This window comes from Paenibacillus glycanilyticus, assembly GCF_051200795.1.
GTDB lineage: Bacteria > Bacillota > Bacilli > Paenibacillales > Paenibacillaceae > Pristimantibacillus > Pristimantibacillus glycanilyticus.
In genome coordinates, this window is the sequence record NZ_CP195155.1 from 6,192,029 (window position 1) to 6,218,010 (window position 25,982).

The following is a 25,982-nucleotide window of genomic DNA, read 5'->3' on the forward strand; positions in this document are numbered from 1 at the left end:
AGTTACTACGTTGGATTTTGTACAGCGAAATACGGTATTTTAGCTTAAAATTTGAGCTACGTTGGATTCTATACAGTAAAATCTGTTGAATTGGACGATTCGAGTCCATTCAGACAAAATTTACTGTAGCCAATCCAACGTAGCGTGTCCCTCTATTCCTTATCGGTCATTTTTACTGGAGTAAATCCAATGTAGCCACCTCATGAGGGTGCGGGCACTTGGCGGGAACTAAAAAAGCCCCTTACCCTGCCAGGATGGCGGGGCCAGGAGCTTTTTGCTAACTTTATTGCGAATTAACGGCTCTTCTCAGCGAATTCGGTTACCCAAGCCGCGGTTTGCTCCAGTACTTGCTCGGCGCGGGCGATTGCCGCCTCGACTTGTACTTTTGCCGTGCCGCCGTAGACGTTACGAGCATTAACGACTTGCTCCGGCTGAAGAACGTTGTAGATGCGCTCGTCGAACAGCTGCGAGAATTGCTTGAACTCTTCCAAAGTCAGGTCAAGCAGGTATTTGTTCTGCTCGATGCAGTACAATACCGTCTTGCCGATAACCTCATGCGCTTGACGGAACGGAAGGCCTTTGCCAACGAGGAAGTCGGCGATGTCCGTTGCGTTCGAGAAGTCCTGGTTAACGGCTTGGCGCATCTGCTCTTTGTTCACTTTCATGGTAGCGATCATCGGAGCGAACAGTTGAAGCGCGCCCTGCATCGTTTTCACTGTATCAAACATGCCTTCCTTGTCTTCCTGCATATCCTTGTTGTAAGCAAGCGGCAGCGATTTGAGCACCGTCAGGAGACCAACAAGGTTGCCGTAGACGCGGCCCGTTTTGCCGCGGACAAGCTCCGGCACGTCCGGATTCTTCTTCTGCGGCATAATGCTGCTGCCCGTGCAGAATGCGTCATCCAGCTCAACAAAGCGGAACTCCGTGCTCGACCACAGGATCAGCTCTTCGCTCAGACGCGACAGGTGCATCATAATGATGGAAGCGTGGGACAGGAACTCAAGGATGAAGTCGCGGTCGCTTACCGCATCCAGGCTGTTCTCGTATACGCGGTCGAACTTCAGCTGGTTAGCGACGAAATGGCGATCGATCGGGAACGTTGTTCCCGCAAGAGCGCCGGCGCCCAGCGGCAGCATGTTGATGCGCTTGTAGCTGTCCTGCAGACGCTCCAGGTCGCGGCCAAACATCGAAACGTAAGCCATCAGATGATGAGCGAACAGAATCGGCTGCGCACGCTGCAAATGCGTGTAGCCCGGCACGATGGTGTCAATGTTGGCTTTCGCTTGCTCGATCAGCGCCGATTGCAGCTTCTGCAGCATGTCCACGAACTCAACGACGCGTTTGCGCAGGTACAAGTGCATGTCCGTTGCTACTTGGTCGTTACGGCTGCGGCCGGTGTGAAGCTTGCCGCCTACCGGGCCAACATCGTCGATCAGCGTTTTTTCGATATTCATATGAATGTCTTCATCGGAAATGGAGAATTCGATATCATTGCGTTTGATGCGCTGCAGCACGCGGTGCAGGCCGTCCTTGATCGCCTCAACGTCGTCCGCAGGCAAAATGCCTTGCTTGCCAAGCATCGTTACATGCGCCAGGCTGCCTTGGATATCCTCTTCGGCAAGCTCTTTATCGAACATAATGGATGCCGTATATTCCTCTACCAATTGGTCGGTCTTTTTCGTAAACCGTCCGCCCCACAATTTGCTCACTTGGTACACTCCCTCCCGAAATTGCCATAAAGGCCGCTAGATGCATCGCACATAACGGCCTAGATGAATATTCGGTTTATATTATTTCTTGCTTTGTTCTACGCCGGACGATACTTTCAGACGAAGAGCGTTCAGGCGGATAAAGCCTGTAGCATCGCCTTGATCGTACGCTTGGGATGGATCGGCTTCCATTGTCGCGATATCCGGATTGTACAAGCTCACCGGGCTCTTCACGCCGGCGCCGATTACATTGCCTTTGTACAGCTTCAGGCGGACAACGCCCGTTACGTTCTTTTGCGACTCGGTTACAAGCGTTTGAAGCGCAAGACGCTCAGGCGCAAACCAGAAGCCGTTGTACACGAGCTGCGCGTATTTCGAGATCAGGGAGTCGCGAAGGTTCATCACCTCGCGGTCCATGGTCAGGGATTCCATTTTGCGGTGTGCCGTGAACAGGATTGTACCGCCCGGTGTCTCATACACGCCGCGGCTCTTCATGCCAACGAAGCGGTTCTCCACCATGTCCACGCGGCCTACGCCATGCTTGCCGCCCAGTTCGTTCAATTTATCCATCACTTGCAGCGGGCTCAGCTGTTCGCCGTTGATCGCGATACAGTTGCCTGCTTCAAAAGTAAGCTCTACGTATTCCGCTTGATCCGGAGCTCTCTCCGGGGAAACGCTCAGCACGTACATCTCTTCGTTGGACTCTGCGCTTGGATCGAACCAAGGATCCTCGAGCATGCCGGACTCAAAGCTGATGTGCAGCAGGTTGCGGTCCGTCGAGTAAGGCTTGGAAGCCGATGCCGTTACCGGAATGCCATGCTTCTCGGCAAAAGCGATCATTTCCGCGCGGCCAGGGAACTCTTCCCGGAAGCGCTCTTCACGCCAAGGCGCGACTACTTTGATGTCCGGTGCAAGAGCGGCTACGCCAAGCTCGAAACGCACTTGGTCATTGCCTTTGCCTGTTGCGCCATGCGCGATCATTGTAGCGCCTTCCGCGCGTGCGATCTCAACCATACGCTTCGCGATCAGAGGACGGGCAATGGATGTGCCAAGCAGGTATTGGCCTTCGTACAGCGCTGCTGCTTGGAACATCGGGAAAATAAAGTCGCTTGCAAACTCAGCGCGCAGGTCATCGATGTATACCTTCGAGGCGCCGGTTGCCAGAGCTTTTGCCTCAAGGCCGTCGAGCTCTTCTTTTTGACCGATGTCAGCCGTAAAAGCAATGATCTCAGCATCATAAGTTTCTTTCAACCATTTCAAGATGATGGACGTATCCAGACCGCCGGAATAGGCCAGTACAATTTTTTCCTTCGCCATAATTTCTCCTAGCACCCCTTTGAGTTATTAAAAGCTATTTCAATGCTACATGATTGCTGCCATAATCGCTTTTTGCGCGTGCAGACGGTTTTCCGCCTGGTCGAAAATAATCGAGTTCGGTCCGTCGATAACGCCTTCGCTGACTTCTTCGCCGCGGTGTGCAGGCAGGCAGTGCATGAACAGGTAATCCTTTTTCGCGTATTTCGCCAACGCTTCGTTCACTTGGAAGTTGGCAAAAGCAAGCTCGCGCTCCTTCTGCTCCGACTCTTGACCCATGCTAGCCCAAACGTCCGAGTAAACCACGTCCGCATCGGCAATCGCTTCCTTCGGATCGCGGCACAAGTGAATGCGAGCGCCGGTTTCCTTCGCGTTGTCGATCGATTGCTTCAGAAGATCCGCATCAGGCTCGTAGCCTTCCGGCGTCGCGATGGAAATATCAACGCCCAGCTTCGCAGCACCCATCATCAAGGAGTGAACAACATTGTTGCCATCGCCGATGTAAGCCAGCTTCAGCCCTTCAAGACGTCCTTTGTGTTCGAGGATCGTCTGGTAATCTGCCAGCGCCTGACATGGATGGGACAGATCCGTAAGTCCGTTAATAACCGGAATTGTTGCTCCGCGCGCCAGCTCCACCACGTTGCGGTGAGCGAACGTACGGATCATGATGCCGTCCAGGTAACGGGACAACACTTGCGCCGTATCCAGAATCGGCTCGCCGCGGCCGATCTGCAGGTCGTTGCCGCTCAGGAACAGCCCTTGGCCGCCCAGCTGGTAAATGCCAACCTCGAACGATACGCGGGTACGGGTGGACGATTTTTCGAAAATCATGCCAAGCGTCTTGCCCTTCAGCGGTTGATAAATCTCGCCGGCCTTTTGCTTCTTCTTCAAATCAATCGCAAGATCGATCAGGTACCGGATTTCTTCCGGCGTGTAATCCAGAAGCATAAGGAAATCCCGGCCTTTTAGGCTTGCCGCCAAATCTTCCTTTACTGTATCTACCATTGTGTAACCCTCCTAAATCCTCTATTTATATTTCAAGCCTTAGGCTTTAACCGCGTTAGCCAGCAATTGCTTTAGTGTTGCCACAGCCTGATCGATCTCTTCCTTCGTCACCAGAAGGTTAGGCAGAAGGCGCACAACGTTTGGTCCCGCGGAGATGACGAGCAGCCCTTGCTCTTGCGCCGCCGTCAAAACGGAGCCAACCGGCTCCACGCATTCGATTCCCACGATCAGACCTTGGCCGCGAACTTCCTTCACGAACGAATTGCCCGCGAGCGCCTTCTTCAGCTCATCCATCAGATAAGCGCCCATCTCAGCCGCACGTTGCGGCAGGTTCTCGCCTACAATCGTCTCAACCGTTGCTTTCACCGCTGCCGTCGCGATTGGCGTGCCGCCAAAGGTAGAGCCGTGGCTGCCCGGGCCAAAAGCTTCGCGAAGCTTTTCCTTCGCAACCGCCGCGCCTACCGGGAACCCGCTTCCGAGACCTTTTGCCAGCGTGAAAATATCCGGCTCGATGCCGTAATGCTCATAGGCGAACAATTTGCCCGTACGGCCCATACCGGTCTGGATCTCGTCGATGATGACCAGAATTCCGTTCTCTTCGCACAGCTTCACCAGATCATCAACAAATGCCTGATCCGCCGGGAAGATACCGCCTTCCGCTTGGATCAATTCGAGCATAACTGCCGCTGTTTTATCGGAGATCGCCGCTTTTAAAGCTTCGATATCGTTATAAGGGATATATTTGAATCCTTCCGGCAAAGGCGCAAAGCCTTCCTTCACCTTCTCTTGTCCGGTTGCCGTCAGAGTTGCCAGCGTACGGCCGTGGAAGGAGGATTCAAACGTAATAATTTCGTATCTTCCGTTGTTCAGCACTTTCTGCTGGTAACGGCGAGCCAGCTTGATCGCTGCTTCATTCGCTTCCGCACCGGAGTTACAGAAGAAGACGGCATCGCCGCTGCTGTTCGAAGTGATCAGATGCGCTGCCTCTTCCTGATTCGGAATGCGGAACAGGTTGGACACATGCCACAGCTCATCCAGCTGCTTGATCAACGCTTCTTTTACTTTTTGAGGCGCATGGCCAAGGTTGGTTACGGCAATACCGCTCATGAAATCGAGGTATTTGTTGCCTTGATCATCCCACAGCCAGCTTCCTTCGCCCTTCACAAGCGCGATTGGATATCTCGCATACGTTGGCAGCAAGGATTGCTCGGGCGCTGCCGCTACTTTCGTCTCGCTCATCGACTTTAACCGCCTTTCTCTACTCCTGTACGATTCTTGTACCTACGCCGCCTTCGCGCACGGCCCGGCTAAGAACACCCGGCTCTTCGCCGCTGACAATAACAACCTCGCGAACGCGTCCTTGAATGCACTGCACCGCCGCGCGTACCTTCGGAATCATGCCGCCGTAAATCTCTCCGCTTGCAATCATCTCTTCGATCTCGGCTACGGTGACGGAAGGCAATACCTTCTTCTCACCGTCTACCGTACGCATGATGCCCGGAACGTCCGTTACTACGATCATTTGCTCTACGCCAAGATGGGAAGCAACAGCCCCTGCTGCCGTATCCGCATTGATGTTGTAGCGCTGACCGCCTGCATCAATCCCAATCGGAGCGATAACCGGCATATAGCCCATAGCCATAACGCCTTCAATCACTTCCGCATTCACATCCGTTACATCCCCCACAAAACCGATTTCCGCGCTGTTAGCCACCGGCTTTGCCTGGATCAGCAAACCGTCTACACCGGAGAGGCCAAGCGCCTTCGCGCCGTTTGTCTGGATTTTACGGACGATTTCTTTATTGATTCGGCCCGCAAGCACCATCTCGACCACGTCGAGCACAGCATCATTGGTTTTGCGCAGGCCGTTTACGAATTCCGTCTCAATGCCAAGCTTCGTCAGCGTCTCGGAGATCGCCGGACCGCCGCCATGGACGATAACCGGATGAACGCCGGACTCTTGCAGCTCGCGCAGCTCGCCGAAAAAGGAATCGGGAAGCGCAGCCAGCGTGCTGCCACCGCATTTCATTACAAAACGTTGTGCCATAAGTTAATCCGTTCTCCTCTGCCCTAGCGTTACGTACGGTATGCCGCGTTAATGCGGACATAATCGTACGTCAGGTCACAGCCCCAAGCCGTTGCCGTGCCGTTATCCATATGCAGGTCGACGCGGATTACAACCGTATCGCCCTTCAAATATTCCAGTGCCGCATCTTCGTCGAAAGCAACCGGACGGGAGCCTTCCAGCGTCACGATATCGCCGATTCGAACGTCTACCGTATCCGGATTTACCGGCTGGCCTGCGCGGCCTACCGCCGCGATAATCCGGCCCCAGTTCGCGTCAGCACCAAATACCGCGGACTTCACCAGGGAAGAGCCGATAACCGTCTTCGCAATCGCCGTAGCCGCTTCGTCATTCACTGCTCCATGCACTTGCACTTCAACCAGCTTTGTCGCGCCTTCGCCGTCGCGGGCGATTGCTTTTGCCAGCACTTCGCATACATAACGAAGGCCAGCCGAGAAAGCTGTCCAGCCTTCATGCTCCGGCGTCAGCTCGCTGTTGCCGGCAAGGCCGCTTGCCATAGCCACCAGCATATCGTTGGTGCTTGTATCGCCGTCAACCGTAATCATATTAAACGTATAGTTTGTCGCCTCGCGAAGGAGCGTTTGAAGCGCTTCGCTGCCGATTGCCGCATCCGTAGTCACAAAGCCTAGCATAGTGGCCATGTTCGGATGAATCATGCCAGAGCCTTTGGCCGCGCCGGCAATATGTACCGTCTGGCCGTCGATCTCAACCGAGACGCATACCATTTTTTGCACAAGGTCGGTGGTCAGGATTGCTTGACAGAAGCCGTCCGCCGCATCGCGGTCCGCCTCCAGCTTGGCCGGAAGCGCGTCGATCCCCGCACGCACCTTATCCATCTTCAGGTTCTCGCCGATCACGCCCGTCGAAGCGACCGCAACCTGATCCGCGGACACGCCAATAGACTCGGCAAAACGCGAACGCATCTCGTAAGCATCGTCATCGCCCTGCTTGCCCGTTACCGCGTTGGCATTGCCGCTGTTCACGATAACGGCGCGCAGGAAGCCATCCGATTCAATGCTCTCCCGCGTCACCTTGATTGGCGCTGCCTGGAACACGTTTGTGGTGTAGACGCCGGCGGATGCCGCCGGCACTTCGCATACGATTGCGCCAAGATCATGGCGGGTTGTCTTCTTCAGGCCGCAGTGGAGACCACCGGCTCTGAATCCTTTAGGAGTCGTAATCGATCCGTCCGAGACGACCGAATACAGCGCTTTAGCTTGTTGCACCTGTCCCATTTCTCCTCGTTTCTCCTTCACCTTGTACGAATAATTGCTCAATTTAAAACTTTATAAGTATAAAGAAAATTCTTAACGCCATATGTTCAGGATCACGGATATACCGGCAGGAACTGCAGGCCAAGGCCTTCATCCCAGCCCATCATCAGGTTGAGGTTCTGAATCGCTTGTCCCGAAGCGCCTTTAACAAGGTTATCAATGACCGAAATAATCGTAATGCGGCCCGTTCTCTCATCGTAGTTAAAAGCGATATCGCAATAGTTGGAGCCCCATACTTCCTTCGTCTGCGGCAGAACGCCTTCCTTGCGGATGCGGACGAATTGGCGGCCTTCATAGAATTGCTTATAGAGATCAATAAAATCAGCGGCATTATGCTCGCCCTTCACCGTAGCGTACATGGTCGACAGGATTCCTCTTGTCATCGGCACCAAATGCGGCGTGAACGTAGTCACAACCTCCCGGCCCGCTGCTTCAGACAGCACCATCTCGATTTCAGGAACATGCTGATGCTGATTTACTTTGTAAGCTTTGAAGTTCTCGTTCAGCTCGGAGTAATGCGTACCGAGGCTTGCACCGCGGCCTGCGCCGGATACGCCCGATTTCGAGTCGATAATAATCGTCGACGGATCAATCCAGCCTGCCTTCACGGCAGGGACAAGACCAAGCAGCGCGGACGTGACGAAACAGCCCGGGTTCGAAATAAACGAAGCGCCTTCCGCTTTGTCACCGTTAATCTCAGGGAGAGCATAGAGAGCTTGCTTCAGGTATTGCTCATCCGCCGGTGTTTTTTTATACCATTTCTCGTATAAAGCCGTATCCTGCAGACGGAAGTCGCCGGACAGGTCAATGACCTTCAGGCCGGCATCCAGCAGCTGCGGAGCAAGCTTAGCCGCAACTCCGGCCGGCGTTGCCGTAAAGACGACGTCAGCCTTCGCTTTAATCCCTTGCGGATCCACGTCATCAAGTAAAGCCGTCTGAATGTCCGTCAAATGAGGGAACCATTCCGCAATCGGCATTCCCGCGCTGGACGAGGAAATAACCGACGTAATCTCCACCAACGGGTGGCTAGCCAACAAACGAATAAGCTCAATACCGCCATAACCGGTAGAGCCGACGATCGCAACCTTCAATTTCTCGCTCATACACGTTCTCTCCCTTAAAAGAAGTTGAACCCGAAGCATGGATTCAACTTACGTAGATCATCTAAATCTATATTGTACATGAATCAGGTTCACATGGAAATATTACGTTGTTTCGTATTATTATACAGTCGTATTCATATTAATACAATGTAAAAAAGATGTCATTTTCCGTACAATTTATTCCGATTTGAACCCCTGTCCCACAACCTCCGCCGTGTTGCTTATAATGACGAAAGCGCCCGGATCCACCGCTCTTACCAGCTGCTTCAGCTTGGCTACTTCCATCTGCCCGACAACGACCATCAGCACCTGACGCTTCTCGTTCGTGTAGCCGCCATGCGCGTCCAGCCTCGTCACTCCGCGGTCCAGGTCATGCAGGATCGCATTGACAAGAAGATCCGCATGATCGCTGATAATAAAAGCAACCTTCGACAGCGGAATGCCGCTTTGAATAATATCAATCGTCTTGCTGGTAACGAACAGTCCGATCAAGGCATACAAAGCCGCCTCCGGAGAAATAAATATGCCCGACGCCGCGATCACGCATCCGTCAAAGCAAGCTACCGCAAGCCCAAGCGGAATACCGGTATACCGGTGCAAGATCTGAGCAGCCAGATCAAGCCCTCCGGTCGAAGCCCGCCCGCGAAATACGATACCAAGCCCGATCCCTACGCCAATGCCGCCATAGATTGCCGCAAGCAGCATATTATCGGTAGGAGGCGACCAGTCTGCCGTAAGTAGGACAAATAAAGGAAGCACGATTGTGCCAAGCAAGGTTTTTAGCGCAAAACGTTTGCCGAGCAGAAGCAGCCCCGCAAAGAAGAGCGGAATATTAAGCGCCCATTGGGTATAGGCCGGCGTGATGCCAAGCGTTTTATGCACAAGGATCGATATGCCCGATACGCCGCCGGAAGCGATTCCATTCGGTGCAAGGAAAAGATTAAAGCTGAGCGCTACTATAAACGAACCGATAATGACCTGCAAAAAACTCCAGACGACATCAAGCGGCGTCGCCTTCCTGCCTGCCGGACGCCGGTTGCGTTTTGAAATTTTTACTTCGTTATTCTTGCTGTCCATGGATCACCATGCCGCCTCTCTGTTGTTCAACCTCTGTTATGTTATTCATGCCGCGCATGACTTTCCAACGTACATCATTCTCATTACGCACAAAAAAGAAGAGTTCCAACCTTTATAAGTGTTGGAGCTCTTCCCCAAAGCTATGCATATAAACTTGCCGTTTCCTTTAGTCGTGACGAATCTGACTGCGCAAATAGCCGTCGATAAAAGCATCAAGGTCGCCGTCCATTACGGCGCCAACGTTGCCTGTCTCCACCGAAGTCCGGTGATCCTTCACCATGCTGTACGGATGGAAGACGTACGAACGAATCTGGCTGCCCCATGCGATATCCGACTGCTCGCCGCGAATTTCGGCAAGATGCTTTTGCTGCTCTTCGATCTTGCGCTCATAGAGCTTCGAACGAAGCATGTTCATCGCACGCTCGCGGTTCTGAATCTGCGAACGCTCCTGCTGGCAGGCTACGACAATCCCTGTCGGGATATGCGTAATCCGGATCGCCGATTCCGTCTTATTGACGTGCTGGCCGCCGGCGCCGCTCGCGCGGTACGTATCAACCTTCAGATCCTCGGTACGGATCTCGACTTCAATATCCTCCGTAATCTCCGGTACCACGTCGCAGGATACGAAGGACGTATGTCTGCGGCCTGACGAGTCGAACGGCGAGATGCGGACAAGACGGTGAACGCCTTTTTCCGCTTTCAGATAGCCGTAGGCATTGTAGCCTTTGACCGCAATCGTTACGCTTTTAATGCCCGCTTCGTCGCCATCCTGGTAATCGAGCACTTCAACCTTGAAGCCCCGTTTCTCCGCCCAGCGCGTGTACATCCGGTACAGCATCTGACCCCAGTCCTGCGACTCGGTACCGCCCGCACCCGGATGCAGCTCGAGAATGGCATTCAGCTTGTCGTACGGCTGATTCAGCAGCAGCTGCAATTCGAAGCCGTTCACCTTTTCGTTCAGGGAAGCAATGCCTCCAATGACTTCGGCCTCCAGCGAATCATCGCTTTCTTCGTCAGCCAGCTCAATCAATGTCTGTAGATCTTCGCATTCCGTATTCAGCCGTTCGTAATGCTCAACGACCGACTTAATCGCATTCAGCTCCGAGATAATGCCCTGCGCTTTCGTATTGTCGTCCCAGAAATCCGGGGCAGTCATTTTCTCTTCAAAGTTTGCGATATGCTCCAGCTTCAGATCTAAGTCAAAGAGACCCCCTGAGTTCTTGGAGCCGCTTCGCCACTTCACGCAAATCCTGTTTTACGTTTGTTTCTATCATCGCGTAGCTTCACCTCAAAATTAAGTATGCGCGGACTGGCCACGGTAAATCCGTGCAGACCGCATAAAACGCGCCGTTCGCCCGCTTAAGGGCTGACCGGCGCGTTAACCGTGTATGTTACCTTATGCGAATAGCTTAGGTCAGGTGTTACTTACCCATGCCATGGCACATTTTGTATTTCTTGCCGCTGCCGCATGGGCAAAGGTCGTTGCGTCCCGTGCGCTCTTCGCGCTTCGCAGGGCGTTTCTCCGCTTCCGCAGGGCTGTTGGTCGTCGTCTGGCCTTGCGCAACCTCTTGACGCTCCAGGTTGCTCTCCACGCGTGCCTTCATGATGTACTTCGCGACTTCTTCCTGGATGCTGTAGATCATTTCCTTAAACATCTCGAAGCCTTCGAACTGATACTCGCGAAGCGGATCCGTACCGCCGTATGCACGGAGGTGGATACCTTGGCGGAGCTGATCCATCGCATCGATGTGATCCATCCATTTGCTGTCTACCGCACGCAGTACAACAACCTTCTCGAATTCGCGCATCGTTTCGGCGCCAAGCTCAGCCTCGCGCTCATCGTAATAAGCAACAACCTTATCCTTGATAAGCTCGATGATGTCTTCCTTCTCTTTGCCCCACAGATCGTCCTTCGAGAAGGTATCTTCAGGGAGAAGGTTCGAGTTCGCGTAATCCGCGATTTCCTGCAGATCCCACTCTTCCGGAATATCGCCTTCCGTATGGGCTTCAACCACATGCTCGATAACCGGTACGATCATTTCCATAACGATCTCGCGGATGTTCTCCGAGTACAATACGTCACGGCGCTGCTTGTAAATCACTTCACGCTGCTGGTTCATAACATCGTCATATTGCAGGACGACTTTACGGGTATCGAAGTTGCTGCCCTCTACGCGCTTCTGAGCGGACTCAACGGCACGCGTAATGAGGCGGCTCTCGATCGGCTGGTCTTCTTCAAGACCCAGACGGTCCATCATGCCCATAATGTTCTCCGCGCCAAAGCGGCGCATCAGTTCATCCTCAAGGGAGAGATAGAACTGCGAGGAGCCCGGGTCGCCTTGACGGCCGGCACGACCGCGCAGCTGGTTGTCGATACGGCGGCTCTCGTGGCGCTCCGTACCGATAATGTGCAAACCGCCTACGTCATGAACGCCTTCGCCGAGCAAAATGTCCGTACCGCGTCCCGCCATGTTTGTCGCGATCGTAACCGCTCCCGCTTGACCGGCGCGGGAGATGATTTCCGCTTCCTCCGCATGGAACTTCGCGTTCAGTACTTTATGCTGCACGCCGCGCTTTTTCAGCATGTCGGAGAGACGCTCCGAGTTCTCGATGGAGATTGTACCCACGAGTACCGGCTGGTTCTTCTTGTGACGTTCTACGATTTCCTCAACAACGGCTTTAAACTTGCCATTCTCGGATTTGTAGACCACGTCCTGCATATCTTTACGGATCAGAGCGCGGTTTGTCGGAATTTGAATAACCTCGAGACCGTAGATCCGTTTGAACTCTTCTTCCTCCGTCTTCGCCGTACCGGTCATGCCCGACAGCTTGCGGTACATACGGAAGTAGTTCTGGAACGTAATCGTCGCGAGCGTCATGCTCTCGTTCTGAACCTTCAGCTGCTCCTTCGCTTCGATCGCTTGGTGCAGACCGTCGCTGTAACGGCGGCCCGCCATCAGTCGGCCCGTGAATTCGTCAACGATGACGACTTCGTCTTCGTTAACCACGTAATCCACGTCGCGCTTCATGATGACATGCGCTTTAAGCGCTTGTTGCACGTGATGGTTCAGCGTTACGTTCGCATGATCGAATAAGTTCTCGATGCCGAATGCTTTCTCCGCTTTCTCAACGCCGGCTTCCGTCAGCGTTACGTTGCGAAGCTTAATATCAACCGTGTAATCCTCTTCCTCTTTCAAACGGCTGACGAAACGGTCAGCGGCATAATACAGCTCCGTCGATTTTTGTGCTTGTCCGGAGATGATCAGCGGCGTACGCGCCTCGTCGACCAGGATGGAGTCCACTTCGTCTATGATTGCATAATAAAGCGGGCGTTGAACCATTTGCTCTTTGTACAGCACCATGTTATCGCGCAAATAGTCAAAGCCGAACTCATTATTGGTTCCGTAAGTAATATCGCAGGCATAAGCCTCTTGCTTCTCTTCATGCGTCAAGCCGTGCAGGTTACAGCCGACAGTCAGTCCGAGGAAATTATAAAGTTCAGCCATGATCTGGCTGTCGCGAGATGCAAGGTAATCATTGACCGTAATAACGTGTACGCCTTTACCTTGCAATGCATTCAGATAAGTAGGAAGCGTCGCAACGAGCGTTTTACCTTCACCGGTTCTCATCTCTGCGATCTTGCCTTCGTGCAGCACCATACCACCCATCAGCTGTACGTCGAAATGGCGCATGCCAAGCGTACGCTTCGATGCTTCGCGCACAACCGCGAAAGCTTCCGGCAGAATCGAGTCAATATCCTCGCCTTTCTCAAGACGCCCCTTGAACTCTTCCGTTTTATTACGCAGCTCATCGTCTGACAGCGGCGATATCTTGGACTCAAGTCCGTTAATTTCTTCTACCGTACGCGTGAGACGCTTGACCTCGCGCTCGTTCGCATCACCGAATATTTTTTTCACTAGTCCGAGCATGGTCTTCCCCTTTCATAAATACGCCTGTTTGCCTTAAATTGTAACAGTTTGTCGTGACGCCCGCAACGCATCGCGTTCATTTCCAGCAATAAGCAGGTATACATCCATATAAAAGGCCTCTTCCCCGTCGGAGAAAAGGCCGTGATTGGCAATTTAATAAGTAAGAATGGTGAAATAATGGCTGGGTTCAGATTTATACTTGCTCGATTAGGCCGTATTTCCCGTCGCTTCGTTTATAAACAACGTTCACTTCCTTATTATCGATATTGGAGAATACAAAGAAGTTATGTCCAACCATGTTCATTTGCAAAATGGCTTCTTCTACGTCCATCGGCTTCAGCATAAAGCGCTTCGTCCGGACGAGCTCAAGTTCGTCTTCCTCATCCATAACGGATACGGCTGTCTGGCTGATGCCTTCCTTGAACAGAGCCTTGACGCCACTTTCTTGCCTGAACTTACGGTTCATCTTAGTCTTATGTTTGCGAATTTGACGTTCCAGTTTGTCCACCACAACATCAATGGAGGAGTACATATCCTCACTCTTGTCTTCCGCCCTCAGCATGACGCCGACCAGCGGGATGGTTACTTCCACCGCATGTTTGCCTTTGGTAACAGACAACGTGACGGTTGTTTCGGAGGCAGGAGCTTCAAAATACTTTTCCAATCGACTGATCTTCTTCACAGCATACTCTCGTAAAGCTTCTGTCACTTGAATACGATGACCTCGAATGATGTATTTCATGGGGCATTCCTCCTTTACGTATTCTTATTATAACATAGGCTGGAGCCTATTTCAAAATAGTTTTTTATTTATTATGAATTTTCAGATAATATATTCGAAGGATCGGCCTGAATCTGTTTCTTCATTAATATGTGGATAAGCTATGGATCATGACAGTTAAAAAAGGGGCTACAAAAAATGAAAAGCCCCGGTTTCCCGGAGCTTAGAATAGGCACTTGTCAATCGAACCATATAATGTGGCTGAATGAGTCAGCCTAGATGATTACAGTTTGACTACGTTTGCAGCTTGTGGACCGCGAGCGCCTTCTACGATGTCGAATTCAACCGCTTGGCCTTCTTCGAGCGTTTTGAAGCCTTCAGCTTGGATTGCGGAGAAATGAACGAAAACGTCGCCGCCTTGTTCAGTCTCGATAAATCCATAACCTTTCTCTGCGTTAAACCATTTAACTTTACCTTGCATACATAAACAGTCCCTTCATCTTCAAATACTGTGAGGCGTCTTAGTTATGTTATGGCCCACAAGTCGAATATACCACCATTGACACACTATTGTCAATATTTCCTTGTAAGCGAATACATTATTTTTAGACAGCCCCATTTTCTACCTTCTGGCGTCAAAAAAGAGGCTGTCTCCGCCGCCGTAAGCAGAGTCGTATCTAGCCTGGGAACGGCGTCCCTGCTGGATTTTGTCCCATTGCTGCCTCGCTTCGTCACGAAGCGTAACCATCCTCGCCACGATAACGGACTCGATGGAAATTAACCGGTCGGCTTCCAGCCGGAGCACGGCCATTTGCTCCGCCGGGACAACCAGCTGCTCCAGCTCCAGGAACAGTTCTTCTCGCTGCCGCATGTACTCGTCGAACTGTTCCAGATCGGCGCTGTCCAACCGCTCAACCAAATTAGACGACAGTAGAATGAGTCGCTGTAAAAGAGCTTCCATTAGCTTGTCCCGCCATTTGATTGACTTGCTTGGCCGCTTCCACCCACGTTGCCTTCAGGTCGATCAGGTGCCCAAGCACCTCTTCGGCCGGTTCTATGTTCTTTTGAGTGTTCGCTTCTACCAAGCGTTCTTTGAAGTATTCGTAAAGCAGCAGCAAGCTCTCCGATACCGGGTTCGAGCGGTCCAGCGTAATGATGAACTCACTAATAATGTCCTGTGTCTTCATTAGACTCGTATGTGCGTCAGCGTTCCGGTGCTCCTTGATAGCCTCAATGCCCTGACGGCAGAAACGAATCGCCCCGTCATAAAGCATGATAAGCAAAGCAGAGGGATTAGCCGTCTGAACCGAAGTCTGCATGTATGGATTGCGCGGTTGGTATTGCATGGGTTTTAACCTCCTGAGTTGAGCAGTGATGCTATGCTGCTGCTGCGAGCGTTCATTTGACTAATATATTTCTCCATTGCTGTGAATTGGTTGTAGTAGCGGGTCTCCATATCGCTTAGACGGGTCTGGAGAGCAGAGATTTGCTTGTCATATTCCAATGACTCTTTGCCTAATACAAATGTGTTACGGACAGAAGTGCTTGTTCCTGCCCTGTCTACAATCTGACTAAAGATCGCACTTGCCTGATCATACAATCGGGTTGCGATTCCATCGCCTGCAGTAGTTTTATCATTGTTATCATTAGCCATAAATAAGCTAAGAACTTCATCCGGCTTCTCGGCGATCATCTGCTTGAGCTTGTTTTCATCAATATACAGCTTTCCTTTGTCCATATAACTACCGCTTATGGTAGACCCGCTTATTAGTGAGCTAGAGATCCCGATATCCGACAAGCTTTTTAATTGACCAGTCGGCAACCCACTTACGGAAGCGGATAATGCCTGTCTCATTTTGATGAGACTATTTGTAAGAATTGAGTCATTAGCCAGCATCCCACTTTTAGCCTTGGCTTCCCATTGTTCAATCTGGGTTTCGCTCATATCCTTGCGTTGCGCATCTGTCAATGGGGTGAAATCCCGATAGCGTTCTTCAGACAATTCCGAATTAATAGAGCTGATAAGATCGTTATATTTATCTACAAATGATTTGATCTTATTAAACACAGTATCAACGTCTTGCGCAATTGTAATCTTGATAGCATCGGTACTTTTCTCTTTTGCAGTAATATTGATGCCAGCGATAGTAAAGGAATTCGAATCATATTCTCCTTCAACATCGTTAAACAATACCTTGGCATTTAGTCCAACATCAAAAATAGAAGCAACTGTGTTGGTAGTGCTTGAAGCAACATTCAGGCCTAAAGTGCTTAAGACATTCGTCTCATTAGTAGCATCAATTTCAATTGTTTGACTATTGTTCGGATTATCAAAAATTAAATTCCCATCTTTATCTAAAGATGCATTAACACCCGTACTTATCAATGCTTTATTCATAGAATCAACAAAGTCTTTAACAGTTGTATTACCAGTAAAATTAAAGTTAAAGGTCACAGGATCACCCGAACCATTTACTTTTAACGAAAAGGATTTTCCATTCAGTGTTGTTAATTTTTTATCAAGACTCAGTTCCGCAGATCCTGCGTACGTTATCTTCTCCGATGTTGTTGTTGGCAGATTCAATATGCTTCCAACATCCGTTCCTCTAAGATCAATATGCGCGTCTGCCCCAGTCTTCGTTGTCGAGAAAAACATCGTCTTAAGCGTCTTATCATAAGCTACCTTAACACCAGTCATCACAGATTGAGCATTAATTTTATTCGTTAGATCTTGATACGTATCCGTGCTTTTAAGTTCAATACTAACACCATTAAGAGTAAATGTTGTATCCTTACCAATTGTGGATCCAGGCAATATACCCGTTTTAAATGATGCTATTTCCGCTAATTGCTTGACTTGAAGAGTATATTGACCATCAAATGCATTAGCTGAACCGGAGGCTGTAGCTACGTTCGTATTAGCAGAAGTTGCTGTTTTAGCGAGATATCCGGACTCAAGCTTCATATCAAAAGCTGCGTTCTTAAAGTCAAGAATCTTGTTATTCAACGTTCGATAATCATCCTGTATCCATTGGTTAATCTGCTTTTTCTGATTTAATTTATCCAGAGGCTGCCGCTGAGCATCCATCAGCTTTGTAATCATGGATTCATAATCAATGCCGGAAGCTAGGCCCGTTATACGTAACGTGCTCATTTTGTATTATCCCTCCTGATTATTACCTTTTTTCGTCTACCACCAAACCTGCCATTTCCCATAGCTTAGCAATAAAATCTAGTGATTTTTCTGGAGGAATTTCTCTTAAAACTTCCCCCGTTTCTTTATCTTTAACTTTCACTGCTACAAGATGAGTCTGCTTATGAACGTTAAATTCGAGCTCGGTTTGCTTTCCTTGCAGCGCCTTGATAGCTTGCTCGATATTTTTCACAAGCTGCTGCTCTCCAACGCTTAATCTTTCGCCACGTTGTTCAGCAGTCTTTACATCTTCATATCGTGTGAATGAAGGAGTTGTTTGTCCTGGCATAGCCATCACTAACGAACTATCTGTATTAGCCCCATTCCCCATGTCATTTCTTGTTGATTCTGATGAGACGGTTCGTTCTGATGGAAAATTCGATCCCGAAATTGAAATATTGGAATTCATCCGAATTTCCCCCTCAAGGAATATAGTTATCTATTATATCGGCAGTTTTTAAGCTTTTTATTATACAGCAGGGGTACAACTAATAAAAAAAGGACCCTAGATAATCTAAGGTCCTTTCTTGATTGAGATTGATTAAAATTAACGAAGAAGTTGAAGCACGCCTTGTGGCTGTTGGTTCGCTTGAGCAAGCATAGCTTGAGCAGCTTGAGCCAGGATCGAGTTTTTCGTTTGCTCCATCATTTCTTTCGCCATATCAACGTCACGGATACGGGATTCAGCAGCTGTCAGGTTCTCGGAAGAAGTACCCAAGTTGTTGATTGTGTGCTCCAGACGGTTTTGTACGGCACCCAGTTTGGAACGTTCGCCGGACACTTTCTCAATTGCATTGTCGATTACTGTGATTGCGTTAGCTGCACCGGCAGCAGTTGTTACATCCAGCGCTTTTTCAACGTTGTTGTTGTCAGTGCCATCAGTAACGTTAGCAGCAGCAGAGAAGCCAGTACCCGTACCAGTAATACCCAGAGCAGACGCTCTCATATCAGAAACGCCCAGCGACATGGATTGGTTTTGGTTAGCGCCGATTTGGAAAGTAGCGGAATGATCTTCTTTTGTGTCAACAGTTGTCGAAGTCGTGGACAGTTTAATTTGATTCAGATCAAAAGTGTCTGTTGGATCAAAATCAGCATTAAACTCGAAGCTAACTCCAAAAGCGTCAAACTTGCTGCCAGAAGCAATTGCGGATGTTTTTACAGTATTCAATGCGTTACCGCTTGCATCTTTAACTGTAACCGTCAGGTCTGTGCCATCATAGCCAATATCCAATGTTGCTGCTCTTGGATCAAGTTTAGAACCATCAACCGCAAGATTATCAATTACGCTAGCACCGTTAGCAAATGTTGCACCGGACTGGTAATCAGAACTCAATCCAATTGCGCCAGCATTAGATCCTGCCGAAGCGGTTTCTCTTGTGCCCAAATCCATATCAAAACCATCGCCAGTAGCCATAGCTGCTACGTCTTTAGCAGATACCGAGAACGTAATACCATGATTATCGTAAGTATATACTCCATCTTTCAAAGTAGCATACTCATCAGAGAAATCGAGTGTATCGCCATCAGCGTCAGTACCACCAGTGAGGCTAACTTTGATATTACCGTCAGCTGTTTTTTCTACTTTTAAAGTGCCATTGTCAGCGGTATTCCAGTCAAACACTGTACCATCATTGTTAGCAATATCAATTTGGTTGTCTCCCCCAGCACCTTTAAATGTAGGGTTCGAAGTACCGTTAATCGTAACGCCAACTGCATAACTTGGGTTAAAGGTAGTAATATCATTAACTACTTTGGTTGTTACTGAACCAGTAATTTTCTCAGAAGAAAGATCGCCGTTCAGCAATTTCTTTGTATTGAATTCCGTAGTGTTACCGATACGGTTAATCTCGGAAGTGAGCTGGTTCATTTCTTTTTGCAGCTCGCCACGGTCTTTCTCAGTGTTCGTGTCGCTCGCAGATTGAACAGCCAGCTCACGCATACGTTGCAGAATGCTGTGAGTTTCGTTCAAAGCGCCCTCGGCAGTTTGAATCAAAGAGATACCGTCTTGCGCGTTTTTAGCAGCCATGTCCAGACCGCGGATTTGGCCACGCATTTTTTCGGAAATTGCCAAGCCAGCAGCGTCGTCACCAGCACGGTTGATACGAAGACCGGAAGACAGTTTTTCCATCGATTTGCTTTGAGCGCTGGAAGCGTTGTTCAGCTGGCTCAGAGTGTTAAGAGCTGCAATGTTGTGATTAATACGCATTGTTATTTCCTCCCTGAATGTCTGTTAGTTCCGCATCCTTGCGGAAGCTTACGGTGAAAAGGTCGGCCGCCCCTCCCCCGCGCTTATTATTTATATCGACAGCATTCGGGATTTTTTATAGAGGAAAAACAAAATTTTCTATTTTTATTTGTTCTTTTTATTTGTCTGAGCAATTTTGTTTGAGCAGCTGAATAATGTCGTTAATAGCAAGCAGACTGCTTGCCGCTTCCCGGTTAGATGACTGTATATTAACATATAGTTCCTTCCGCAATATTTCAATATCCTTAGGGGCGCGAATACCCAGCTTTACCGTCTCGCCCTCGACTCCAAGCACGACAATCTCAATATTGCCGCCAATCATAATAGACTCATCCGTCTTACGAGATAATACGAGCATAACGCTCCTCCTTAGGCTTGATATAAAGGCGCTCTTGAGCTATAAGCATGGTCGTGGATGATATGCTGCTTGCCGCGTTTCGTCGTCTTGTTCAATACAATCGGCGCCAGCAAATTTATCGTGGATTTATTCGGATCTTTATTGAGAGTCACAACGGACCAGACCTCGACATCCTTCTCGTCATCCAGCTTCAGCTCTTGCACGACTGAATCCGGCAAATCCCATTCGTAATCGTTATAAAAGAAAAAGGGGCTGGCAATAAGTAACGTAATATTCTCATCCTCCACGGATTGCATCAGCCTGACCGGCATTTCCCCTTCAACTTCGGACAACACAAATTGCTGCAGATGTTCAAAGCCCGGTATTCCGTTATCGAACTGGTATGTAGTCAATCGAATCCCCTCTTCGTCTTCAGTATATAAAAAGAAAACTACAGGCCTCGTATAAAGATACGCATAAGGCCTATAGTTATTAAACCTAATTCTATGAACAATGTAAAATCCTATAAAACCGTGTCGATGCTTGGCGGTGTAATCTGCACGGAGGCGTACTGCCTCATGAAGATTTCCGCTTTACCCGGCGTATATTCATGAATGGGGCGGTTAGGCGTGACGTTTAATTCGACACCGCCCTGCTCAACAGAAATCTGCACTTTGCCCGGCGTAAAGGATAGATCCACGTTATCAATGGATGCTGCTCCTGTAATAGGCATTGGTGGCCCTTCGATTCTCCAGTCCTTAGATATGCTTGCTATAGGATTTCTTTTCACATGCGCTATATCGGCGAGTTGTCGCCCTTCTTCCATGCGACGCGCAATACCTTGCAGCGCAATATCCTTGGCTTGCGAATATATTCTGCTCGATACTTCCAAGTTATTCGCCAGCCCAAGTGCATCCCAAGCCCTGTCCTGATTAACCTCCAATACCCCCATAGGCTGCTCGATCGATAGCTGCGCGGGAATCTGACGCATGTCAATCGTAGCCTGAGGCTGTTCGATATGCTGTTCCGCCGGCCTTACCTGAATCCCAATTAAGGCAGGCTGCTGTTGAATTTGAATCTGTCCTATAGCCATTTAACCCACCTTATCTCAGGAAGTCTACAAGACTCGGTTGGATGATCTTAGCTCCTGCAGACAAGGAGGCTTGATATACGTTCTCCAATGTCGTCATATTCGTTATAGCTGCAGCCATATCGACGTCCTCCACCTTTTGCTGCATCTGCTGGAGGTTAATATCCACATCGGAAAGTCTTCCTTGCACGATTTCCACACGGTTTACCCGCGCTCCGATCTGAGCTCTTGCCGTCAGCATTGTGTTCATTCGCGTATCAATCTGACCAAGAAGGCTAGATAGTCCTGCCTGATCACCAGAGCCCAACATATCATAGGCACGATGCATAAGCTGGAACAAGTTATCGCTTGTCGTATCGGAATCATCCGTAACCGGAGCACCAAACACGTCGTTGCCGGTTATATTCACATCCATGGTCATTCCAGGGGACAGCTCGTATTTGATACTGCCCGTATTGGTCTGATTGCTAAAAGCTTTTAATTGAGGAGGATCAGCCAAAGGATCCGTAACCTGATCTAACCCCATTGTAGAATATGGTTTAATACCCGTCTGCTCACCATTAAACATTTGTTTCCCGTTGAATTGTCCATTACCAATCTCCACCATTTGGTTATACAGTTGAGATACCTCTGTTTGAATGGCTGTCATGCTCGTCTGTTCCAACGTACCGTTCGCGCCTTTAACAATTAGCTCACGAAACCGTTGAACGATGTCTGTTGCCTGTCCAATCGTTGTATCCATATATTCCAGAGAAGACAATGCAGAATCTGCATTGCTTGTATATTGGTCATTCGATGAAATCTCACCACGATAGCGAAGAGCGAATGTGATGCCAATGGGGTCATCGGACGGTTTATTAATTGCTTTACCGGTCGAAATCTGATCCTGAAGCTTATTCATATTATTAAGATTATAAGTGATATTGCTAAGCATCTGCGAAGACATCATCGTCTGCGTTACGCGTAATGCCATGTGGCTGCACCTCCGGCTTTATCTAGTCGATTACAGGCCGACGCGGCCCATGCTGTTAATAATGCGATCCAGCGTCTCGTCAATAACGGTCATCACGCGTGCGGATGCGTTATAGGCATGCTGGAACTTCACAAGATCGGACATTTCTTCGTCAAGGGAAACCCCGCTCACCGACATACGGCGGGAATCTACCTGATCTACGATCGTTTGCTGATTCGTTTGCAGCCGCTGCATTTCCTTGGACTGTACGCCTAATTGGCCAACAACGGCGCGGAAGAATCCGTTAATCGTATTTTTGTCCGTAGCATCAAACGCAAACTTCGTGTCCCGGGCCTGCGACATCAGAACGGCCATCGAGTTGTTACCCGATACAACCGTCTCCGTGCCATCGGCGTTGAAGGTCACTTTCATAGAGGTTGCAAGTAGAGTAGGGTCTGCCGCAATCTTTGGATTGAGCTGAATATTTTCCGCGGTTAAATTATCGGTATTGCCATCCGCGTCGGTGAACAGCGGCTCGCCTTGTTCCCCGTTCATCGTATAGCCGAGCTGATGCAAGCCGTTAAGACCTTGAACCGTTACTTTCAGGTCTTCCGTAAGCGTACGGTTTGCTCCTACATACGTAACTCCGTTAAGTACGGTACCTTCCGGAAGAACAGAGCCTTTAGGAATCGTAACTTCAATATCTCCATTGGCAATGGTATTGGCCATTTGGTTCAGCTGGTCAACATAGCCTTGAACATATTTATCGCGCGACTGCATCGTGCCGTAGATGGCTCCGTTATTCAAATCGCCGTTCGCGATGGCAGCCGTCATATCGTCGAGCGTTAATCCTTGCGACCCTTCGGCGGATTTACCCGCAACCAGAGTAACGTTGCCCATTGTAATGGTGTAACCGTCAGATAAATCAGACACCTTCACATTCGCCAAACCGGACAACTCGTCCACAAGCTTGTCACGCTGGTCCCTCAAATCGTTAGCGTCATCGCCAATGCCTTCAATACGCTGAATTTGTCCGTTCAGGTTGGCAATGGTGCTAGAAACCGACTTAAGGTTGTCGAGGTTGATTTGAGCGTTTTCCGTCAAGTCGGATTTCAAATCGTTAAGCTGTTTGTATGTATAGTTAAAAGCGTCCATCATCGCTTTTGTCTGTTCAACCAGTACGGCGCGGCCATCCGCGCTCTCAGGCGTCTTGCTGAGATCCGACCAGCTGTTCCAGAAGTTCGAGATCACGGTCTGTAGGCCCGTGTCGCTTGGCTCATTCACAATGGTCTCCAGCTTCTCGAGTGTGTCTGCCTGAACCGTGTAATTCCCGAGCCACTTATACTCACTGTAAAACTGACTGTCGAGAAACTTGTCTCTTACCCGCGTAATGGAAGCCGCTTCTACGCCGGTTCCCAGTTGGCCAGCTGCTGTAGAATGCGTAAGACCGTAAGCTTCAATTGGACGAGTAGCCGAGAAATTAACCCGCTGACGGGAATAGCCGGCCGTATTCGCATTGGATATATTGTGACCCGTCGTGTTCAGCGCCGTCTGCGTCGTGAAAATACTCCGCTTCGCGGTCTCCAGACCATGAAATGTTGATGTCATCGTATCTTGTCCTCTCTCTTAAGTCTTGAGATTATAGCGACTAGCACGCTGCACATTCATTCCTTGTACGGCGCGGTGATAGGTAACCTCGTCCTCCGGGGCACCAAGCAGCAGGTCCTGCGTAAATTGCAGATAGTCCAGGTTCATCCGGATCAACTGCTGATTAAACGTATTGACGTCCTGAAGCTCCTTGATCGCGGCGGACAGCTCCCGCCAAATCTGCTGAAGCTCCAGCTTCTGCTCCGCATGGTAAACCATTTGAATCAGCTTCTCCATCTTCAGGGAGCGCATATTGCGTAGGCCTTGTTCAACCGTAAACCGTCCAACCTGAAGCAGACGCGTCTGTTCCAGGTCAACGATACGCTGCACGCTTTTTTTCTCGCGGCTCGTAATAAGGGATACCGCTTCCACGTTTTCCGAGCGGATGGCTTCCGTCTTCTCGTTGGCATGCCGGATAAGCTCACGATGCACATCCAGCAGCTCCTGCAGGGTGACTAAAATCTGCCTGATATGTTCGTTCATCTACGGATCATCCCTTCAGGTATGGAAGCAGCTTGTCTGCGATTTTGCCGGCATCTACCTTGTAAGTTCCTGAAGAAATGGATTGTTTCAATTCTTCCAGGCGTTTCTGCCGTTCAGGATTGTTCGTTTGACTGGTAGAGAGCATTTCCTTTGCCTCCGCGGAGATCTCTACGATATCCTTCTGTTTCTTCTTATTTGCACCATCTATCCGCTGTTCCATTTGCTTCTGGTAGGGGTTATATGCGCCGATCCGATTCGTTTCATTTATCTTCATGAATAATCACCTCTTTGGTTCCACAATAGAAAAAACCGATAACCTTTAACAGTATTATCGGTTCAGCTAGTTGGAAAATGAATAGGCCAAGTTATGGGACTAACATTAATTTTGCCTGTTTTTATATTTATCGATACCTTTGTACGATACTCTTTCATCTGCCCGCAACGCCGCATTCCTCGCTTCGTCTTCATACATGTGTTGAGTATCCTTAATGAGACGCGCGCGGCAATTGCCGCAAATGTTGTTCTCGCGGATTAGCGTACCACATACTTCGCAAGGATACATAAGATTAGGGGCGTTCAGAAGCGAAATCCGGCCCTCTTTGATAAACTTCGTTATTTGTTTAATCGAAACGCCGGTCGCTTCGTGCAGTTCCGTTATGACCGCACCTTTTTGTTCACGCAAGTACGTGGAGCACAATTCGTATTCTTTATCAATTTCACGGATACATGCAGGGCAGACATCACGGAAGTTTTTCGCGAAAATCTTACCGCACCGAGGGCAGTTTTCTACATTCATCATCGATTCCCCATTCCAGCAATCAAAAGGTTGTTACGGTTATTTTAACGGATATTGGGATTTTTTTCACTAGTAATCTTGCAAAAGGTCTTTCTGCTGCTAGGATCTGGCCCACGTAAGCGAATAAATGTCGAGCGGGACCTCCGAATGCTGATGCAGCGCTGCAGCGCAGGCACCAATCGTACTGCCGGTTGTGTAGATGTCGTCAACGAGAAGAATTCGTATAGACCGCGATTGAGCGTTCATAGGGGAACTTAGGACATTGTTCTGCAAAAGCGCCATTGCATGCGGGTTGGCATGGAACAAACGCTGCGTATCCTTCATTCGCTCCAGGCGGGTCTTGAAGCTTTGTTTCCCGGTATGCCGTTCCCGGACGAGCAGATCATACAATGGGAGCTGATGCTGATTGGCCAAAATAGAAGCGAATCGCTCGGCTTGGTTAAACCCCCGCTCCTCTGCCCGCTCCGAGCTGACCGGCACGAAAGTAACGGCATCCCAGATCGGGATTGGGGAGAGTTGAGTTAAAAAGCTTTGTTTTTCCGCTTCCTTCGTGACGGCTATAAATGCCGGGAACATCATTTGGGCGAGCAGCGGCTCCAGCCTCTCATTGCCGCGGTATTTATATTGAGCCAGCCACTCTCTCATCTCGCTGCTGTACTGGACGGCGCTTCGGTTCGCGATAAACATGGCGTCCGTTCGGCGGTTGCAGTCGGGGCAAGTGATCCCCCTGCCGCAAACGCGGCATTTGATTGGAGTAAGCCAGGGGATGGCCGCAAGGCAAGAGGAGCAGACGGAACGGGCAAAAGCAGGCGGGAGATACGAGAGATACGTTTTCCTGCTATCGGAATGAGGTGATGACAAGCTTGGCGGAGTCTGCTTTAACCCTTTTCCGCAAAAAGGACATTCTCCCGAACTGGGATTCAGAAAATGAAAAGAGTGACGCAGCTCGGAGGTAGAGCGTTGAAATAGTTGCTTGATGAATTGGCGCATGCATGAGTGGTCTCCTTTGCCGGTGTTGTTT

Annotated in this window: 26 protein-coding genes; all 26 read right to left on the minus strand. The window is 49.7% G+C overall.

The features are described 5' to 3' along the window. Positions 1 to 293: 293 nt before the first annotated feature. A complete protein-coding gene (argH, locus tag ACR9FF_RS27970) occupies positions 294 to 1,709 on the minus strand; it encodes an argininosuccinate lyase (RefSeq protein WP_435167074.1) in 1,416 nt (471 codons plus the stop codon). Between the two features lie 81 nt (positions 1,710 to 1,790). After that, the gene (locus ACR9FF_RS27975) at positions 1,791 to 3,026 is read right to left on the minus strand and encodes an argininosuccinate synthase (protein ID WP_116393584.1); all 1,236 of its coding nucleotides are present in this window, start codon (positions 3,024 to 3,026) and stop codon (positions 1,791 to 1,793) included. Positions 3,027 to 3,071: 45 nt separating this feature from the next. Then, positions 3,072 to 4,028 carry an ornithine carbamoyltransferase gene (gene argF, locus ACR9FF_RS27980; protein ID WP_435167077.1) on the minus strand — a complete coding sequence of 319 codons (957 nt, stop codon included), beginning with the start codon at positions 4,026 to 4,028 and terminating at the stop codon, positions 3,072 to 3,074. Positions 4,029 to 4,067: 39 nt separating this feature from the next. Continuing rightward, positions 4,068 to 5,267 carry an acetylornithine transaminase gene (locus tag ACR9FF_RS27985; RefSeq protein ID WP_435167080.1) on the minus strand — a complete coding sequence of 400 codons (1,200 nt, stop codon included), beginning with the start codon at positions 5,265 to 5,267 and terminating at the stop codon, positions 4,068 to 4,070. A gap of 19 nt (positions 5,268 to 5,286) precedes the next feature. Next, complete coding sequence (gene argB, locus ACR9FF_RS27990) at positions 5,287 to 6,075, minus strand: acetylglutamate kinase (protein WP_435167083.1); 789 nt, start codon at positions 6,073 to 6,075, stop codon at positions 5,287 to 5,289. Between the two features lie 29 nt (positions 6,076 to 6,104). Beyond that, a complete protein-coding gene (gene argJ / locus ACR9FF_RS27995) occupies positions 6,105 to 7,349 on the minus strand; it encodes a bifunctional ornithine acetyltransferase/N-acetylglutamate synthase (protein WP_435167086.1) in 1,245 nt (414 codons plus the stop codon). A gap of 92 nt (positions 7,350 to 7,441) precedes the next feature. Further along, complete coding sequence (gene argC / locus ACR9FF_RS28000) at positions 7,442 to 8,491, minus strand: N-acetyl-gamma-glutamyl-phosphate reductase (RefSeq protein WP_435167089.1); 1,050 nt, start codon at positions 8,489 to 8,491, stop codon at positions 7,442 to 7,444. A 177-nt stretch (positions 8,492 to 8,668) separates the two neighbouring features. Beyond that, on the minus strand, positions 8,669 to 9,568 hold the full coding sequence (locus tag ACR9FF_RS28005; protein WP_435167092.1) for a YitT family protein: 900 nt from the start codon (positions 9,566 to 9,568) through the stop codon (positions 8,669 to 8,671). A 166-nt stretch (positions 9,569 to 9,734) separates the two neighbouring features. Further along, positions 9,735 to 10,842 (minus strand): peptide chain release factor 2 gene (prfB, locus tag ACR9FF_RS28010; protein ID WP_116393591.1). Its coding sequence is split into 2 segments (ribosomal slippage): positions 9,735 to 10,769 and positions 10,771 to 10,842, totalling 1,107 coding nucleotides; the frame shifts between segments, so codons are not numbered across the junction. 147 nt (positions 10,843 to 10,989) lie between these two features. Continuing rightward, entirely contained in the window at positions 10,990 to 13,497 is a 2,508-nt protein-coding gene (gene secA, locus ACR9FF_RS28015; RefSeq protein ID WP_127498005.1) for a preprotein translocase subunit SecA, read from the minus strand. Between the two features lie 193 nt (positions 13,498 to 13,690). Further along, positions 13,691 to 14,239 (minus strand): ribosome hibernation-promoting factor, HPF/YfiA family, encoded by a 549-nt coding sequence (gene hpf / locus ACR9FF_RS28020; RefSeq protein WP_116393593.1) that lies wholly within the window; start codon positions 14,237 to 14,239, stop codon positions 13,691 to 13,693. A gap of 262 nt (positions 14,240 to 14,501) precedes the next feature. Continuing rightward, the gene (locus tag ACR9FF_RS28025; RefSeq protein ID WP_015847290.1) at positions 14,502 to 14,699 is read right to left on the minus strand and encodes a cold-shock protein; all 198 of its coding nucleotides are present in this window, start codon (positions 14,697 to 14,699) and stop codon (positions 14,502 to 14,504) included. 141 nt (positions 14,700 to 14,840) lie between these two features. Further along, a complete protein-coding gene (locus tag ACR9FF_RS28030; RefSeq protein ID WP_127498003.1) occupies positions 14,841 to 15,179 on the minus strand; it encodes a hypothetical protein in 339 nt (112 codons plus the stop codon). Next, positions 15,139 to 15,564: a flagellar export chaperone FliS gene (gene fliS / locus ACR9FF_RS28035; RefSeq protein WP_435167099.1), complete on the minus strand. Its 426-nt coding sequence runs from the start codon at positions 15,562 to 15,564 to the stop codon at positions 15,139 to 15,141. Before fliS ends, ACR9FF_RS28030 begins: the two co-directional genes overlap by 41 nt. A gap of 5 nt (positions 15,565 to 15,569) precedes the next feature. Beyond that, positions 15,570 to 17,372, minus strand: a complete 1,803-nt coding sequence (gene fliD, locus ACR9FF_RS28040) for a flagellar filament capping protein FliD (RefSeq protein ID WP_435167102.1) — start codon at positions 17,370 to 17,372, stop codon at positions 15,570 to 15,572. Positions 17,373 to 17,394: 22 nt separating this feature from the next. After that, on the minus strand, positions 17,395 to 17,820 hold the full coding sequence (locus tag ACR9FF_RS28045) for a flagellar protein FlaG (RefSeq protein ID WP_435167105.1): 426 nt from the start codon (positions 17,818 to 17,820) through the stop codon (positions 17,395 to 17,397). A 138-nt stretch (positions 17,821 to 17,958) separates the two neighbouring features. After that, on the minus strand, positions 17,959 to 19,617 hold the full coding sequence (locus ACR9FF_RS28050) for a flagellin (RefSeq protein ID WP_435167108.1): 1,659 nt from the start codon (positions 19,615 to 19,617) through the stop codon (positions 17,959 to 17,961). 157 nt (positions 19,618 to 19,774) lie between these two features. Next, positions 19,775 to 20,014 (minus strand): carbon storage regulator CsrA, encoded by a 240-nt coding sequence (csrA, locus tag ACR9FF_RS28055; RefSeq protein ID WP_435167112.1) that lies wholly within the window; start codon positions 20,012 to 20,014, stop codon positions 19,775 to 19,777. Between the two features lie 11 nt (positions 20,015 to 20,025). Then, positions 20,026 to 20,406 carry a flagellar assembly protein FliW gene (gene fliW, locus ACR9FF_RS28060; RefSeq protein WP_435167115.1) on the minus strand — a complete coding sequence of 127 codons (381 nt, stop codon included), beginning with the start codon at positions 20,404 to 20,406 and terminating at the stop codon, positions 20,026 to 20,028. Between the two features lie 110 nt (positions 20,407 to 20,516). Next, complete coding sequence (locus ACR9FF_RS28065; protein WP_435167118.1) at positions 20,517 to 21,086, minus strand: DUF6470 family protein; 570 nt, start codon at positions 21,084 to 21,086, stop codon at positions 20,517 to 20,519. A 10-nt stretch (positions 21,087 to 21,096) separates the two neighbouring features. Further along, a complete protein-coding gene (flgL, locus tag ACR9FF_RS28070) occupies positions 21,097 to 22,056 on the minus strand; it encodes a flagellar hook-associated protein FlgL (RefSeq protein ID WP_435167121.1) in 960 nt (319 codons plus the stop codon). 30 nt (positions 22,057 to 22,086) lie between these two features. Beyond that, positions 22,087 to 23,643 carry a flagellar hook-associated protein FlgK gene (gene flgK, locus ACR9FF_RS28075; protein WP_435167124.1) on the minus strand — a complete coding sequence of 519 codons (1,557 nt, stop codon included), beginning with the start codon at positions 23,641 to 23,643 and terminating at the stop codon, positions 22,087 to 22,089. An 18-nt stretch (positions 23,644 to 23,661) separates the two neighbouring features. Continuing rightward, positions 23,662 to 24,165 (minus strand): flagellar protein FlgN, encoded by a 504-nt coding sequence (locus tag ACR9FF_RS28080; protein ID WP_435167127.1) that lies wholly within the window; start codon positions 24,163 to 24,165, stop codon positions 23,662 to 23,664. A gap of 7 nt (positions 24,166 to 24,172) precedes the next feature. Next, positions 24,173 to 24,439 (minus strand): flagellar biosynthesis anti-sigma factor FlgM, encoded by a 267-nt coding sequence (gene flgM, locus ACR9FF_RS28085; protein WP_317982198.1) that lies wholly within the window; start codon positions 24,437 to 24,439, stop codon positions 24,173 to 24,175. A 105-nt stretch (positions 24,440 to 24,544) separates the two neighbouring features. Next, a complete protein-coding gene (locus ACR9FF_RS28090) occupies positions 24,545 to 24,961 on the minus strand; it encodes a TIGR03826 family flagellar region protein (RefSeq protein ID WP_435172231.1) in 417 nt (138 codons plus the stop codon). A gap of 99 nt (positions 24,962 to 25,060) precedes the next feature. Next, complete coding sequence (locus tag ACR9FF_RS28095) at positions 25,061 to 25,822, minus strand: ComF family protein (RefSeq protein WP_435167130.1); 762 nt, start codon at positions 25,820 to 25,822, stop codon at positions 25,061 to 25,063. Between the last annotated feature and the right edge of the window lie 160 nt (positions 25,823 to 25,982).

What these genes read in the sequence shown, in the direction of transcription:
- ACR9FF_RS27975 (WP_116393584.1), bottom strand. Translation starts at nt 3,026, where the DNA reads ATGGCGAAGGAAAAAATTGTACTGGCCTATTCCGGCGGTCTGGATACG.
- argF (WP_435167077.1), bottom strand. Translation starts at nt 4,028, where the DNA reads ATGGTAGATACAGTAAAGGAAGATTTGGCGGCAAGCCTAAAAGGCCGG.
- ACR9FF_RS27985 (WP_435167080.1), bottom strand. Translation starts at nt 5,267, where the DNA reads ATGAGCGAGACGAAAGTAGCGGCAGCGCCCGAGCAATCCTTGCTGCCA.
- argB (WP_435167083.1), bottom strand. Translation starts at nt 6,075, where the DNA reads ATGGCACAACGTTTTGTAATGAAATGCGGTGGCAGCACGCTGGCTGCG.
- argJ (WP_435167086.1), bottom strand. Translation starts at nt 7,349, where the DNA reads ATGGGACAGGTGCAACAAGCTAAAGCGCTGTATTCGGTCGTCTCGGAC.
- argC (WP_435167089.1), bottom strand. Translation starts at nt 8,491, where the DNA reads ATGAGCGAGAAATTGAAGGTTGCGATCGTCGGCTCTACCGGTTATGGC.
- ACR9FF_RS28005 (WP_435167092.1), bottom strand. Translation starts at nt 9,568, where the DNA reads ATGGACAGCAAGAATAACGAAGTAAAAATTTCAAAACGCAACCGGCGT.
- secA (WP_127498005.1), bottom strand. Translation starts at nt 13,497, where the DNA reads ATGCTCGGACTAGTGAAAAAAATATTCGGTGATGCGAACGAGCGCGAG.
- hpf (WP_116393593.1), bottom strand. Translation starts at nt 14,239, where the DNA reads ATGAAATACATCATTCGAGGTCATCGTATTCAAGTGACAGAAGCTTTA.
- ACR9FF_RS28025 (WP_015847290.1), bottom strand. Translation starts at nt 14,699, where the DNA reads ATGCAAGGTAAAGTTAAATGGTTTAACGCAGAGAAAGGTTATGGATTT.
- ACR9FF_RS28030 (WP_127498003.1), bottom strand. Translation starts at nt 15,179, where the DNA reads ATGGAAGCTCTTTTACAGCGACTCATTCTACTGTCGTCTAATTTGGTT.
- fliS (WP_435167099.1), bottom strand. Translation starts at nt 15,564, where the DNA reads ATGCAATACCAACCGCGCAATCCATACATGCAGACTTCGGTTCAGACG.
- fliD (WP_435167102.1), bottom strand. Translation starts at nt 17,372, where the DNA reads ATGAGCACGTTACGTATAACGGGCCTAGCTTCCGGCATTGATTATGAA.
- ACR9FF_RS28045 (WP_435167105.1), bottom strand. Translation starts at nt 17,820, where the DNA reads ATGAATTCCAATATTTCAATTTCGGGATCGAATTTTCCATCAGAACGA.
- ACR9FF_RS28050 (WP_435167108.1), bottom strand. Translation starts at nt 19,617, where the DNA reads ATGCGTATTAATCACAACATTGCAGCTCTTAACACTCTGAGCCAGCTG.
- csrA (WP_435167112.1), bottom strand. Translation starts at nt 20,014, where the DNA reads ATGCTCGTATTATCTCGTAAGACGGATGAGTCTATTATGATTGGCGGC.
- ACR9FF_RS28065 (WP_435167118.1), bottom strand. Translation starts at nt 21,086, where the DNA reads ATGGCTATAGGACAGATTCAAATTCAACAGCAGCCTGCCTTAATTGGG.
- flgL (WP_435167121.1), bottom strand. Translation starts at nt 22,056, where the DNA reads ATGGCATTACGCGTAACGCAGACGATGATGTCTTCGCAGATGCTTAGC.
- flgK (WP_435167124.1), bottom strand. Translation starts at nt 23,643, where the DNA reads ATGACATCAACATTTCATGGTCTGGAGACCGCGAAGCGGAGTATTTTC.
- ACR9FF_RS28080 (WP_435167127.1), bottom strand. Translation starts at nt 24,165, where the DNA reads ATGAACGAACATATCAGGCAGATTTTAGTCACCCTGCAGGAGCTGCTG.
- flgM (WP_317982198.1), bottom strand. Translation starts at nt 24,439, where the DNA reads ATGAAGATAAATGAAACGAATCGGATCGGCGCATATAACCCCTACCAG.
- ACR9FF_RS28090 (WP_435172231.1), bottom strand. Translation starts at nt 24,961, where the DNA reads ATGAATGTAGAAAACTGCCCTCGGTGCGGTAAGATTTTCGCGAAAAAC.